Consider the following 13,508-nt stretch of genomic DNA (forward strand, 5'->3'; position numbering starts at 1 on the left):
CCGCCTATGGTGACGGCATGCCGAACTCCGAGCTCGGTGCCTACCTGAGCGCCCGCAGGGCGCAGGTGGGCCCCGCTCAGGTGAACCTCCCCGCAACCGGGTTCCGGCGCGTTCCGGGCCTGCGGCGCGAGGAGGTCGCGATGCTGGCCGGGGTGTCGTTCGACTACTACGTGCGGCTGGAGCAGGGCCGGGAGCGGAGCCCGTCCGCGCAGGTCGTCGACGCTCTCGCGACCGCGTTGCTACTGTCCGAGGACGGGCGCGCGCACCTGCTCCGGCTGGCCGGGCTGAGCCCGCGCGGTCGCGCCGCCGCGGTGCACGAGCACGTCTCCCCGAGCCTGCTGCAACTGCTGGACGCCTGGCCCAACAACCCCGCGCTGGTCTACAACCGCGCGTTCGACGTGCTGGCCTCCAACGCGATCGCCGATGCCCTGTTCGCCGGCTGGACGCACTCGCACAACCTGATGCACGTGGTGTTCACCGACCCGGCCGCCCGCACCTTCTACCGCGACTGGGACGAGGTCGCGCGCAACTCGGTCGCCGGTTTCCGGCTGGGGCACGGGCAGGCCCCCGACGACCCGCGGATCCGCCAGATCCTGACCGAGCTGCTGGCCGACGGCGGCGAGTTCGCCGAGCTCTGGGCGAGCCACGACGCCCGCGGGAAATCCTTGGAGCGCAAGACCTTCCGGCATCGCGACGTCGGCGAGCTGACCCTGACGATGCAGACCTTCGGCGTCCGCTCCAGCCCTGGCCAGGAACTCGTCGTCTACCACGCCGAGCCCGGCTCCCCCAGCGCGGACGCGGTGGCGCTGCTCGGGTCGCTGGCCGCCGATCAGCCGCCCGCGAGGTAGGCGCGGAACTCCTCCGGCGGGATCGGCCGGGAGAAGTAGTAGCCCTGGTAGGCGTCGACGGAGACCGCGCGCAGCAGCTGGTGCTGCGTGGAGGTCTCCACTCCCTCGGCGATGCACATGCGGCCCAGCGTGCGGGCGAGTTCGGTCATGGCGCGGGCGATGCCGAGGTCGTCGGGGTCGGTTCCGACGCCGCAGACGAACATGCGGTCCAGCTTGATGATCTGCGTCGGCAGCTCCTTGAGCACCGACAGCGACGAGTAGCCGGTGCCGAAGTCGTCGACCGCGAACTGCACGCCATCGGCGACCAGGTCGTTCATCTCCTGGCGCTGCTCCGGTTCGAGCTGCGCGAACACCGTTTCCACCATCTCCAGCACCAGATCGCTGGGCGCGGCACCGGTTTCGCGGATCACCGAGCGCACGACGTCGGCGAAACCGGGCTGCTCGGGGCGGAGTCCGGTGAGGTTCACGGCCACCTTCACCGGGACGCCGTCATCGCGCTTCCAGGACCTCGACTCGCGCAAGGCGATGCGCAGCACGCACGTGTCGAGATCGGCGAGCATCCCGCCGCGCGAGGCCACCGCGAGCACCACGTCCGGCGTGAGCGGCCCGAGGTCGGGGTGGCGCCAGCGCAGCAGCGCCTCGGCGATCACGACGTTGTCGTCGTTGTCGATGACGGGCTGGTAGTGCAGGTCGAGCTCGTTCTGGTTGATGGCCTCGCGCAGGTGCTGCTCCAGCGTGAGCTGGTCGTGGTCGATCCCCGACCGCGCCTGGCCGCGCACCCGGGCGTCGAGCATCGCCGACTCCGCGGAGCGCAGCAGCGCCACGACGTCGGAGCCGCTGTCCTCGACCACCTTCACGCCGATCGACGCCGAGACCTGAACCTGCCTGCGCCGCAGCGGAACGGTCATCCGGAACAGCTCCGCGACGCTGTTGACGAAGGAGTCCAGCTCGTGGTTTCCCTCCAGGTCGTGCAGCAGGATCACGAACTCGTCGCCGTAGAAGCGGGCCACCTCGCAGCGCGAGGGCAGCCCGGCGAGCAGGCGTTCAGCGACCGCCGACAGGAGCTCATCACCGGCTTCGTGGCCGAGGGCGTCGTTGACCCGCTTGAAGTTGTGCAGGTCGCAGAACAGCACCGCGACGCTGCCGGGCTTGTCCGGCGGCAGCAGCTCGGCGAGCCGGTCCTGAAAGCCCCGGCGGTTCAGCAGCCCGGTGAGCTCGTCGTGGGTGGCCTGGTAGCGCAGGGTCATGGCGCGGGCGAGCTGCTCGGTGATGTCGTGGAAGGTGACCAGCCAGCTGCGGCCGCCGTCGTCGCGGACCGACGCGGCGGCCTGCACCTGGCAGGGCACGGAAGACCCGTCCGATCGGGCCAGCACCCGGTGCGGGACCAGCAGTTCGCCGGAGGAGCGGGTGAGACCGCCGACCAGACCGCCGCCGGAGTCGGTGGGATCGAGGAATTCGACGTCGAGGCGTCCGATCAACTCGTCGAGCCGGTAACCCAGCAGGTCGCAGAGCGCGCCGTTGGCGTCGACGAAGCGGCCGTCGTCGTCGAGCAGCGCGATGCCCGCGGGCGCGAGCTCGAACAGGTCGGCCATCCTGCGCTTGGTGCGCTCGACGCGAGCGGTGGACTCGCTCTCGTTGCGCACCACCTTGATGAACCCGTCGAGCGCGCCATCGGGAGTGCGCTGCGCGGCGATCACCACGTGCGCCCAGTACCGGCTGCCGTCCTTCCGGATCCGCCAGCCCCTGTCGATGAAGAACGCGTTCTCGGCGGCCTGCCGCAACTCCCAGTTCGGGTAGTCCGCGGCGATCTGCTCAGCGGGGTAAAACAGCGAGAAGTGGCGACCGATGACCTCGTGCGAGTCGTAGCCCCCGAGCCGGGCTGCGCCCGGGTTCCAACTGGCCACGTACCCGTTGGGGTCCAGGGCGAAGATCGCGTAGTCCCGCATGTCCTCAGCGGCGAGGATCTTCTGCGCACCGACGTGCACAGCCCATGGCTCACGCTTCTCGTGGTCCATCACCGGTCCCGTTCCTCGGCGTGTCCGCAACGTACGGTCCCGAGACCACTCCTCGCAACTGGTTGAGCCGAAGTCTTCGCGCTCAGCGGCGCGGGCCCAGAGCGGCGACCGCCGCTCCTAGGGCGCCGGGGTCGGGGCCAGAATCGCCGGGGTCACCCACCGGCGCAGGAAAGCCCGCAGATCGGCTCCGCCCCGCCCGGGCAGCGGGTCGTTGGCGAACGACAGGAGCACGCGCAGCAGGAACTCCAGCAGTTCGGTGAGCTCGTCGCCGGAGAAGCCGAGCTCGTCCCAGTCGACGTCGGTGCGGGCGAACGCGAGCCGGCAGGCGTCGAAGGCGCGGGCCGACGTGGCGCCGCGCGAGAAGGCTTCCGGGCGACCGAGGTCCAGGAAGAGCCCCAGGTAAGGGTCCTTCGGCACTTGCTCGATGGCGTAGGCCATCGCCTCGACGACGACGTCGGCGGGATCGCGGCGTCCGGCGAGGTGGGCGACGAGCCGTTCCAGGAAGCTGTTGAGCGCGGCGAACCCGACCGCGATGAACAGCTCCTCGGTGCTCGGGAAGTAGCGGTAGACGGTCTGCCGGATGACCCCCAGCTCGGCGGCGACGTCCGAGAGGCTCGTCTTGCCCGGTCCGTGCCGGTCGATGCACCGCATCGCCGCGTCGATGATGCGGGCCTTGGCCTCCTCGCCGTCACGCGGCGGCGCACCGTTCCACGCCGGTCGTTTCATGGCTCAAGTATGGCCGAGCGGACCCGCGACGCTGCCCATTGCCTCCTGACAATCATACATCTACGGTATGTCTGTATGACGCGCTTCGGCAAGCCGGACCGCGCTCAACCCCGCGATCCGCGAGGAGGCAACGGTGCCTGACCCGACGATCCCGGCCGGACTCGACTTCTCCGATCCAGAGCTGTGGGCCCAGCGGACCCCGGTCGAGGAGTTCACCTCGCTGCGCCAGACCGCGCCGGTCTGGTGGAACGCGCAGACCGACGGCATGGACGCGCCCTACGACGACGGCGGGTTCTGGGTGATCAGCAAGCACGCCGACATCCGGGAGATCTCCCGCGACCCCAAGCTCTACTCGTCCGAGGCCAACAACGCGATCATCCGATTCCCCGGCTACACCACGCCGGAAGCGTTCGAGGCGATCCGCACGATGCTGATCAACATGGATCCGCCGAAGCACACCAAGATCCGCGGCATCATCAACAAGGGGTTCACCCCGCGCGCAGTGGAGAACCTGCGGGCGGCGCTGACCGAACGCGCCGAGGCCATCGTGCGCGACGCCCGCGAGCAGGGCGGCGGCGACTTCGTCGAGCAGGTCGCCTGCGAACTCCCGCTGCAGGCCATCGCCGAGCTGCTGGGCGTGCCGCAGGAGGACCGCAAGAGCCTCTTCGACTGGTCCAACCAGATGCTCAACTTCGACGACCCCGAGTTCGGCGATCCGGTCGCCGCGGCCGCCGAAGTCCTCGGCTACGCCATGACCATGGCCGAGACCAAGCGTGCCTGCCCGATGGACGACATCGTGTCCAAGCTGGTCACCGCCGACGTCGACGGGCAGTCGCTGACCTCCGACGAGTTCGGTTTCTTCGTGATCCTGCTGTCGGTCGCGGGCAACGAGACGACCCGCAACGCCACCACGCACGGCATGAAGGCCTTCGTCGACAACCCCGAGCAGTGGGAGATCTACCGGGAGCAGCGGCCGTCCACCGCGCCCGACGAGATCGTCCGCTGGGCCACGCCGGTCACCTCGTTCCAGCGCACCGCCACCGAGGACGTCGAGGTCAGCGGCCAGCTGATCCGCGAGGGCGAGCGGGTCGCGCTGTTCTACAGCTCGGCGAACTTCGACGAGGACGTCTTCGACGACCCGTTCCGCTTCGACGTGCTGCGAGATCCCAACCCGCACTTGGGCTTCGGAGGGACCGGAGCGCACTACTGCGTGGGCGCCAACCTGGCCCGCCTGCAACTGGACCTGATCTTCAACGCGATCGCCGACGTGCTGCCCAACATCCGGCAGGTCGCCGAGCCCGAGCGACTTCGATCCAGCTTCATCAACGGCATCAAGCACTGGCAAGTCAGCTACGAGTAGAAGGAATCCCCATGGCTATCGTGCAGCCGCAGCCGGCCGCGGAGGACGGGCGGCGTCGCCTCCGCCTGGACAGCCCGGTGGACCGCCACCACGTCGGTGACCTGGAGATCAGCACCAAGGCCGAGGTCGACGCGGCCGTCGAGCGCGCCCGCAAGGCCCAGCAGGACTGGGCGGCGCGGCCGGTCGCCGAACGCGCCCGCATCCTGCGCAACGCGGTCGACGTGCTGGTCCGGCGGCGCGACGAGATCGTCGACCAGGTGCGCGCCGAGACCGGCAAACCCCGCGTCGAAGCACTGGCCATCGAGATCGTGCCCGCCTGCGACTTCGTCAACTTCTGGTGCAAGCGCGCCACCAAGGACCTGCGCGACGAGAAGCGCAGGCTGCACGGGTACCTGGCGCCGATGAAGAAGCTGCGCATCCGGTACCAGCCGCTCGGCGTGGTCGGGGTGATCACGCCGTGGAACGCGCCGTTCGTGCTGTCGCTGAACCCGGTCGTGCAGGCGCTGCTGGCGGGGAACTCCGTGGTGCTCAAGCCTTCCGAGGTCACCCCGCGCTCCGGCGAGCTCGCGGTGAAGGTGCTGCACGAGGCGGGCGTGCCCGAAGACGTGGTGCAGGTCGTGCACGGCGACGGCGAAACCGGTGCGGCCCTCGTCGACGGCGACGTCGACAAGATCTCCTTCACCGGCAGCGTCACCACCGGCCGCAGCATCGCCTCGGCCTGCGCGAAGAAGCTCACGCCCTACACCCTGGAGCTCGGCGGCAAGGACGCGATGATCGTCTGCGCCGACGCCGACCTGGAGCGCGCGGCCGCCGGTGCGGCGTACCTGTCGATGTTCAACACCGGGCAGGTGTGCCTGAGCGTCGAGCGGATCTACGTCGTGGAGTCGGTCGCCGAGGAGTTCATCCGGCTGCTCAAGGAGAAGGTGGCCGCCCTGCGCTACGGCTCCGAGGACGGCGACGTCGGTCCGCTGTTCTTCGACCGGCAGGTCGACGTGGTCAGCAGGCACCTGGAGGACGCGCGGAAGAAGGGCGCGCAGGTGCTGGTCGGCGGCTCCCCCGCCGACGGCGAGGGCCTGTTCTTCCAGCCCACCGTGGTCGTCGACGCCGCCCACGAGATGGACCTGATGACCGAGGAGACCTTCGGTCCGGTCGCGACCGTGATGCGGGTGCGCGACGAGGAGGAAGCCGTCCGGATGGCCAACGACTGCCAGTACGGGCTCGGCGGCAGCGTCTTCACCCAGGACAAGGCCAAGGCCGAGCGCATCGCGGGCCGGCTCAACACGGGATCGGTGGTGCACAACGACGCCGCGGTCATCTACGGCGTCCCCGAAGCCCCCTTCGGCGGGCGAAAGAACAGCGGAGTCGGCCAGGTCAACGGCCTGCAGTCGCTGCGCGGGTTCACCCACCCGCAGCCGATCCTGCTCAGCCGCTTCTCCTCGAAGAAGGAGAGCATCTGGTACCCCTACAACGCCGACACCATCCGAAACCTCGACGGCCTGATCCGCTACGGCTTCGGCAACAAGTTCCTCCGCAAACTCCTCTCCTGACCCCGGCTCCCGGAATGCCCCCGCCCGGGGTGACCCGATTACGGCGGTATTCCGGGTACGGACCGGGACCACCACCGTCATCCGGACACCGATTGCGGCAGTGATCCGGGTGATCGACACAAGGTCGGGAGGGAGGGCTGACGGCCCGTTCGGTTCGGCGGTGTCGGGCCGGTGATGGTTGGGTGGGCGGCATGTCCGGAGCACAGCACCTGGTTCAGGCGGCGGCGACGCTCAAGCAGGTCGTCGCCGGGATCTCGCCCTCGCAGCTGTCGGCCCCGACTCCGTGCGCGGAATACGACGTGCGGGCGCTGATCAACCACCTGCTGTTCTGGGGACCGTCGTTCGAGGCAGCAGCCCGCGGCGAGCACGTCGCTCCGCCTGCCGAGGCCGTCGACCGCACGGGCGGCGACTGGGCGAAGGCGCTGCTCTCCCAGCTCAACCGCACCTCGCGCGCCTGGGACGCACCGGAGTCCTGGACCGGCGAGACCCACATGGGCGGCCCGACGACCTACCCGTCCGAGCTGGTGGGACACCTGATCACCATCGAGTACACGGTCCACGCCTGGGACCTCTCCCGAGCGACGGACACCGAGGCCACCTGGGACACCGAAACCCTCAGCCAGACCCTCGCCGAGGTCACCAAGACCGCGGCCAAGGGCCGGGAGATGGGCGCCTACGCCGAGGAGGTCCCGGTGGCGGAGGACGCCCTGCTGCTCGACAAGATCGTCGCCACGACCGGCCGCGACCCCCGCTGGCGCCCCTGAGCGCACCGACGGGGGTCGTGGGCGGTCATCCTCACCAGGCCGGACGCGGTCCGGGCGAGGGACGGCGGCGGAACTGGCGCGACGGGACGACGCGAGCCCGGTCCACCGCCAGGGCGAACACCAGGCCACCGGCCACGAGCCACGCGACGAGCTGCAGCACCCCGCCGAGAGCCCCGCCGCTACCGGTGACGATCGCCGAAAGCGCTTGCACCGCACCCTGCGTCGGCAGCACAGCGCTGACGTCGCGGAGGAATCCGGGCACCGTCGACACCACGCCCGTCGCGGCGGCCAGCACCAGCACCGCGATCGCGATGATCCGCCCGATGCTGCCGAACACCGCCACCAGCGCCTGGTTGACCACCACGAACGCCAGCGCCGCCAGCAGCGTCACCCCGGTGAAGGCCAGCCAACCGCCGAAACCGAGTCCCAGGAACGGAGCGAGCACCGTGCTCACCAGCACCGCTCCGATCCCGCCCACCGCGACACCGGGCACCACCGAACCGAGCACCAGACGCCAGGTGGAGCGACGCGAGGTGGACGCGTCGGCCGGAACCGCCCGGGTCACCGCGTAGACGCCCATCGCCGCGGTCCAGAAGGCGATGGCCACCAGCAGCGCGATCAGCGACTTGCCGAAGCCGGGCAGGCTCGACTCCAGCGCGGCCGGGCTCGCGGCCACGGTCTTGAGGTGCGCGCGCTCGTCGTCGGAGTAGCTGGGCAGCTTGTCGCCCGCCGGCGCCATCTGGTCGGCGAACTGGCGGTTGCCGTCGGCGACCTGCCTGCTGCCGTCGGCCAGCGCCTGCACACCCGTCCCGAGCTCCTGCGATGCGCCGTTGAACTGGTTGAGCCCGTCGGCGAGCTGCCGCGCTCCCCCGGCGAGCTGCTGCGCGCCGCCGTCGAGCTGCTGCCCGCCTTGGGCGAGCTGGCCGACACCGGCGACGAGTTCACCGGACTTGTCGGCGAGCATCTGGTTGCCCTGCGCGACCTGCTCCGACCCGTGGGCCAGGCCCTGCATGCCGTCGCGCATGTCCCGCGCCGGCTTCTGGATCCGCTCCTTGATGGAGTCCAGCGCACCTTCCTGCTGGCTGAGCCGGTCGACCTCGGCGCGCAACCCTGCGCACAGGTCGACGGTGGCCCCTTCCGGCGGGCACTGGGCGAGGAGCTTCCGCAGGCTGGCGAGGGTGCTGGACTCGGTCGGGATCTGGTCGGTGACGGTCAGGATCTGATCGGCCAGCGGCGTGAAGGTGTTGGCCATCTGCCGGTTTCCGGCCGCGACCTGCTTGGCGCCGTCGGCGAGCTGCTGGGTCTGCGCCGGCATCTGCTTGATCTGCTGGTGCAGCTGGGTGAGACCGCCCGAGAGCTGCGAGACACCGCCCGCGAGCTGCCCGGTTCCGTCCGCGAGCTGGTTGCCGCCGTCGGCGAGCTGCCCGGTTCCGCCGGTCAGCTGGCCGACCCCGGTGGACAGCTGGCCGATGCCGTCGGCGAGCTGCCCGCTGCCGTCGGCGAGCTTGTTGGCACCGTCGGCGGCCGTGCCGAGCTGGTCGTGCATCTGCGTGAAGCCGCCGTAGAAGCCGTCGAGCAGCTGCTCCAGGATCTGCTTGTTGAACACCGACACGCTCTGCCGGGCCGCGGCCGACACCGCGGCGGCGTCGGCGGGTGCCGCTGCCGGGGAGGTCTTGACCTGGATGCCGGCGCGCGTGGCGTCGAGGGGTTCACCGGTCATGACCGAGGCGGCGTTCTGGGAGAACCGCGGCGGGATGATGACCGCGGCCGAGTAGCGGCCTTCGCTGAGGCCTTCGTCGGCGTCGTCGGTGTCGGTCATCTCCCACGAGTAGCCGGACTCGGTGTTGTTGACCAGCTTCGCGGCCATCTCGCGGCCGAGCGGGGCGATCTGCCCGTTGATGGTGGCGGGTTCGTCGTTGTTGACCACCGCGACCTTGGCGGCGCCGTGCTGGGACATCGGCGCCCAGAAGGCCCAGGCCAGCACTCCGACGATGAGCACGGGCACGAGGATCAAGCCGGTCCAGGTGCGCCAGCCGACCGAGCCGCCTGCGCGCCTGCTCGCGTGCGCGAACGGGTTCAGCATGTCCCTCACACCTCCAGGAGGCGGCCGGCGAACGCGGGGGCGTCCGGTCGCGTGGAAAGCCGCATCGTGCTCAGCCGGTGTTCCGGCAGCAGGCCGGAGACCAGGCTCGGGTTCTGGTGGGTGACCACGAAGGCCACCGGCTCACCGTCCGATGTGGACGCTTGTGCGAGCAGCCGGGCGATCTCGCGGCGCTGTTCGGTGTCGGCGACGGCGTCGAGCTCGTCGATGAGCACCAGCCGCACGCCCTCGGTCAGCGCCGAGGCGATCTCGGCGGCGGGTGCCTCGCTGTCGCGGCAGCGCACCAGCGCGGTCGCGGACCGGACGGCGCGGGCGCGCTGCGGCAGCAGGAAACCCATCACGCGCACGTCGCCGCGCACGCCGCTGAGCCGTCCGCCGAGCGCGTGCAGCATCGCCGAGGACAGGTCGTCGTCATCGCCCTGCACCGCCAGCACTCCGCCGGGCCGCAACGCGATCCGCACGTCTTCGAAGATCGGCTCGTCGCGGTCGTCGCGCACGCCGAACCCGCGCGCGCTGACGACCTCGTCGTTGCCGGGCCAGTTGGCGAGCCGGATCTCGTGCTCCAGAGCCTCGCCTTCGACGTCGAGCGCGGGAAGCTTGCGCGACAACCACTTCGGAAGCCACCAGGCCCGGTCGCCGAGCAGCGCCATCACGGCGGGCACGAGCGTCATGCGCACGATGAAGGCGTCGACGAACACGCCGACGGCGAGTCCGAAGGCGATGGGCTTGATGTTGGAGTCGCCGTGCGGGACGAACGCCGCGAACACCGAGATCATGATGACCGCAGCGGCCACCACGACCGGCGAGACGTTGGAGAAGCCGGCTTCGATGGCGCGCTTGGCGTCGCGGTGGTGCGTGTAGTCCTCGCGCATCCGGGACACGAGGAACACCTCGTAGTCCATGGCCAGGCCGAACAGGATCGCCATCAGCAGCAGCGGCAGGAAGCTGATCACGCCGCCCACGTGGGTGATGTTGAGCTGCTCGGCGAGGTTGCCCTGGTTGAACACGAACGCCGTGGCGCCGAAGGTCGCACCGACCGACAGCAGGTAGCCCAAGGCCGCCTTGATCGGCACCCACACCGACCGGAACACCATGGCCAGCAGCACGAGCGTCAGCCCGACGACGATGACGCCGAAGGGCAGCAGCGCGTCGCTGAGCTTCTCCGACAGGTCGATGCCGATGGCGGTCATGCCGGTGACGGCGATGCCGGCTCCGTAGGTCCGCTCGAAGTGCGGGCTCATGTCGCGCAGCCGGTGCACCAGGTCCTCGGTCTCCTGCGACTCACCGCCGGCAGTGGGGATGACCTGGATGATGCCGGTGTCGATGGTCTCGTTCGGAGTCGCCATCGGGACCGCGGCGACACCGGGAAGCGCGCGGATCTCGTCGGCCATGCCGTTGACCTGGCCGAGCGGGTCCTTGGTGCCGATGACGTCGGTGGTGACGATCAGCGGCGCGTTGTAGCCGGGGCCGAACTGCTCGGCGACGGCGTCGTAAGTGTCGCGCGCCGGGGTCCCCACGGCCTGAGCTCCGGCGTCGGGCACCGAGAGCCGCAGGTCGGCGGCGGGGAGCGTGCAGATCCCCAGCCCGGCGATGACGATCACGATCGTCAGCAGCGGAGCCTTGGTGACCGCGCGGACCCAGCGCAGGCTGAACTTGGTGCGCGCGCGGGAGCGGGTCGTGCGCTTGGCGCGGGCGCGCTTGGGGCGCAGCCGTTCTCCGGCGAAGCTGAGCAGCGCGGGGATGACGGTCAGCGACGCGGCGACGCCGACGGCGATCGACACGCCGGCGAGGATGCCCATGACGGTCAGGAACGGGATGCCGGGAACGGCCAGCGCCAGCAGCGCGATGATCACGGTGACGCCGGCGAAGATCACCGCGGATCCGGCGGTGGCCACCGAGCGCGCAATCGATTCGGGGACGTCGAGTCCAGCCCCGAGTTGTTCTCGATGGCGCGAGACGATGAACAGCGAGTAGTCGATGCCGACGGCGAGCCCGAGCATCAGACCGAGCATCGGCGCGGCCGAGGACACCGTGACGAACGCGGTCGACAGCAGCACGATCGTCATCGACACGCCGACGCCGACGAGCGCGGTGATCAGCGGCATCACGGCGCCGACCAGCGAACGCAGCATCAGCAGCAGCACCAGCAGCGCCACGATCACGCCGACCGCTTCGGTGGCGCCGACGGCGGGCATGTTGACGGCGAAGATCGAGCCGCCCGCGTGGACGTCGCTGCCGGGGCCGAGCTGGCTCTCGAGGGTGTCGGCTTCGGCGAGCAGGCCGTTCTTCACCGAGTCCGGCACGTTGGTGGCGGGGAAGCTGAGCTGCACGGTGATCAGCGCGGTGTCGCCGTCGGCGGAGACCTGGTTCTTGACCATGTCCGACAGCGGGTTCATCACCGCCGTCACGCCCTCTTGGCCTTCGACCCGGTGGATCAGGGACTCGATGGCCTCGCGCCCCTCGGGGGAGTCGATGCGCTCACCGGGCGGTGTGGTGGCCACGAGCTGGGCGCTGGAGCCACTCATCTGAGGGAAAACGTTGTTGAGGTGGTCGAGGGTGTCCTGCGACTCGGAGCCGGGGATCGAGAGTTCGGTCTCCATGCCCTGCTGGAACAGCGCGGCACCGGTTCCCAGCACCGCGAGCAGGGCTAACCACGCGACCAGCACCCAGGCTCGACCGCGGACCACTGCCCGCCCCAGCCGGTAAAGCAACGAAGACAAGGGGAACACTCCCGGTATTTCGATACACGGTGTATGCGATACAGACTGTATATTTTCCGAGATCCACCTAGCTCGTGGCCGCACTGAACTGTGAGCCGAAACACCCCAGGAGAATGCCCGGCATGACCGAACAACCGCGCCAACGCGAAACACGGCGACGGGCGCAGACGCGTCGGCGCCTGATCGACGCCGCACGCGAGGTGTTCTCCGAGCACAGCATTCGCGACACGCCGGTGGAGCTGATCTGCGAGACCGCCGGCTTCAGCCGCGGCGCCTTCTACTCGAACTTCGACACCAAGGAGGACCTGTTCCTCGCGGTGTACGAGGAGGAGATGAGCCTGCGCATCCAGAAGACGCGGGCGATCGTCGACGACGTGCTCGTCGAGGGCATCGCCGACCGGGAGTCGCTGCACGACGCGATCGTCAAGGTGGGCACGGCCTGCGCGGAGTCGCTGATCGCCGACCAGAACTGGTACATGCTGGTCACCGAGTTCCGCGCGCACGCTCTGCGCGACCCGCACCTGCGCAAGCGCGCCGGCGAATCCCTGGAACACCTCACGGACTCGATCGCCGAGCTGCTGCACGAAGCGCTGGACCGGCTGAACCTGCGCCTGGTCGTCGACACCCGCGACGCCGTCCGCGCGCTGACCTCGGTCTACGAGGCCCAGCTGGAGCACGCGGCGTTCACCGGCGCCTCGTCGACGTCGAAACCGCTGTTCACGCAGATCTTCCCCAGGATGGTCCAGTCGTTCATCGAACCCGGCGACCCCACGTGACGCGTTGCCGCATCATTCCTCTTCATGACCTAAAATGAGAGCCGATGCAGGAAGATATGTACTCGGTTGAGCAGGTCGCAGCACTCCTCGGCCTGCACGTGCGCACGGTTCGCAGCTACATCCGCTCGGGCAGGCTCAACGCCGTCCGCATCGGCAAGCAGTACCGGATCTCCCGATCCGACCTCGAACAGCTCACCGGCAGACCGACCGAACCCGCCCACACCGCCGGCGCGGTGGAGGTCTCCAGCATCGTCCAGATCGACGGCGTCGACCGCTCAGCAGCAGACCGCCTGGGCACCCTCGTCCTCGCGGGCGTCGGCGCCGACCGCACCCTGCGCGTGCAAACCATCCACGACGAAGACCGCAAACGCCTCAAGATCATCGTCATCGGTGAAATGGCCGAGACGGCCGAGGTCCTCCAACTCCTCGACTCAGTCCTCAACAGCGAGAGCGGCCTGTTCACCGCGGAAAACCCGTGATCCTGCCGAAGGTCCGCGACCCTCGCCTGATCACCATCCGCCGCGGCGGAACCCTCACGGACGCCGACCACCACCTGATCGCGCTGTTGGCCGCAAAGCCGTTCAGGCGGCCGCGGGTTCCGCGGCCGGGCACGCCGAATGCCGCTGGCAGCGCACCCAACTCCCCGCCGAG

At 69.7% G+C, this 13,508-nt stretch carries 10 protein-coding genes; 6 read left to right on the top strand and 4 right to left on the bottom strand.

The window, feature by feature from the left end; genetic code table 11:
* Positions 1-17: 17 nt before the first annotated feature.
* A complete protein-coding gene (locus tag E1181_RS10825) occupies positions 18-848 on the top strand; it encodes a helix-turn-helix domain-containing protein (protein WP_132673853.1) in 831 nt (276 codons plus the stop codon).
* Here E1181_RS10825 and E1181_RS10830 read toward each other — a convergent pair.
* Both E1181_RS10830 and E1181_RS10835 read right to left on the bottom strand, forming a co-directional pair.
* On the bottom strand, positions 830-2,863 hold the full coding sequence (locus E1181_RS10830; RefSeq protein ID WP_132673854.1) for a putative bifunctional diguanylate cyclase/phosphodiesterase: 2,034 nt from the start codon (positions 2,861-2,863) through the stop codon (positions 830-832). The two genes, E1181_RS10825 and E1181_RS10830, sit on opposite strands and share 19 nt — an antisense overlap.
* Positions 2,864-2,980: 117 nt before the next feature.
* Positions 2,981-3,589 (bottom strand): TetR/AcrR family transcriptional regulator, encoded by a 609-nt coding sequence (locus tag E1181_RS10835; RefSeq protein WP_132673855.1) that lies wholly within the window; start codon positions 3,587-3,589, stop codon positions 2,981-2,983.
* Between the two features lie 133 nt (positions 3,590-3,722).
* On the opposite strand from E1181_RS10835, the gene E1181_RS10840 reads away from it, so the two are divergent.
* The 3 genes from E1181_RS10840 (at position 3,723) to E1181_RS10850 (ending at position 7,260) form a co-directional block, all read left to right on the top strand.
* The gene (locus tag E1181_RS10840; protein WP_132673856.1) at positions 3,723-4,949 is read left to right on the top strand and encodes a cytochrome P450; all 1,227 of its coding nucleotides are present in this window, start codon (positions 3,723-3,725) and stop codon (positions 4,947-4,949) included.
* A gap of 11 nt (positions 4,950-4,960) precedes the next feature.
* Complete coding sequence (locus E1181_RS10845) at positions 4,961-6,496, top strand: aldehyde dehydrogenase family protein (RefSeq protein WP_132673857.1); 1,536 nt, start codon at positions 4,961-4,963, stop codon at positions 6,494-6,496.
* Between the two features lie 191 nt (positions 6,497-6,687).
* Complete coding sequence (locus E1181_RS10850; RefSeq protein WP_207922103.1) at positions 6,688-7,260, top strand: TIGR03086 family metal-binding protein; 573 nt, start codon at positions 6,688-6,690, stop codon at positions 7,258-7,260.
* Between the two features lie 31 nt (positions 7,261-7,291).
* On the opposite strand, the gene E1181_RS10855 is transcribed toward E1181_RS10850, so the two are convergent.
* Both E1181_RS10855 and E1181_RS10860 read right to left on the bottom strand, forming a co-directional pair.
* On the bottom strand, positions 7,292-9,343 hold the full coding sequence (locus tag E1181_RS10855) for a YhgE/Pip domain-containing protein (RefSeq protein ID WP_132673858.1): 2,052 nt from the start codon (positions 9,341-9,343) through the stop codon (positions 7,292-7,294).
* 5 nt (positions 9,344-9,348) lie between these two features.
* Positions 9,349-12,081: an MMPL family transporter gene (locus E1181_RS10860; protein ID WP_132673859.1), complete on the bottom strand. Its 2,733-nt coding sequence runs from the start codon at positions 12,079-12,081 to the stop codon at positions 9,349-9,351.
* A 122-nt stretch (positions 12,082-12,203) separates the two neighbouring features.
* Here E1181_RS10860 and E1181_RS10865 point away from each other — a divergent pair, with 122 nt between their 5' ends.
* Both E1181_RS10865 and E1181_RS10870 read left to right on the top strand, forming a co-directional pair.
* Positions 12,204-12,857: a TetR/AcrR family transcriptional regulator gene (locus E1181_RS10865; RefSeq protein ID WP_165944589.1), complete on the top strand. Its 654-nt coding sequence runs from the start codon at positions 12,204-12,206 to the stop codon at positions 12,855-12,857.
* A gap of 44 nt (positions 12,858-12,901) precedes the next feature.
* Positions 12,902-13,336 carry a helix-turn-helix domain-containing protein gene (locus E1181_RS10870; RefSeq protein WP_132673861.1) on the top strand — a complete coding sequence of 145 codons (435 nt, stop codon included), beginning with the start codon at positions 12,902-12,904 and terminating at the stop codon, positions 13,334-13,336.
* Positions 13,337-13,508 lie beyond the last annotated feature (172 nt).

Source organism: Saccharopolyspora terrae (assembly GCF_004348435.1).
GTDB lineage: Bacteria > Actinomycetota > Actinomycetes > Mycobacteriales > Pseudonocardiaceae > Saccharopolyspora > Saccharopolyspora endophytica.

Excerpts from the sequence above, each read along its gene's own strand:
- E1181_RS10825 (WP_132673853.1), top strand. The coding sequence starts at position 18 with ATGCCGAACTCCGAGCTCGGTGCCTACCTGAGCGCCCGCAGGGCGCAG.
- E1181_RS10830 (WP_132673854.1), bottom strand. The coding sequence starts at position 2,863 with ATGGACCACGAGAAGCGTGAGCCATGGGCTGTGCACGTCGGTGCGCAG.
- E1181_RS10835 (WP_132673855.1), bottom strand. The coding sequence starts at position 3,589 with ATGAAACGACCGGCGTGGAACGGTGCGCCGCCGCGTGACGGCGAGGAG.
- E1181_RS10845 (WP_132673857.1), top strand. The coding sequence starts at position 4,961 with ATGGCTATCGTGCAGCCGCAGCCGGCCGCGGAGGACGGGCGGCGTCGC.
- E1181_RS10850 (WP_207922103.1), top strand. The coding sequence starts at position 6,688 with ATGTCCGGAGCACAGCACCTGGTTCAGGCGGCGGCGACGCTCAAGCAG.
- E1181_RS10855 (WP_132673858.1), bottom strand. The coding sequence starts at position 9,343 with ATGCTGAACCCGTTCGCGCACGCGAGCAGGCGCGCAGGCGGCTCGGTC.
- E1181_RS10865 (WP_165944589.1), top strand. The coding sequence starts at position 12,204 with ATGACCGAACAACCGCGCCAACGCGAAACACGGCGACGGGCGCAGACG.
- E1181_RS10870 (WP_132673861.1), top strand. The coding sequence starts at position 12,902 with ATGCAGGAAGATATGTACTCGGTTGAGCAGGTCGCAGCACTCCTCGGC.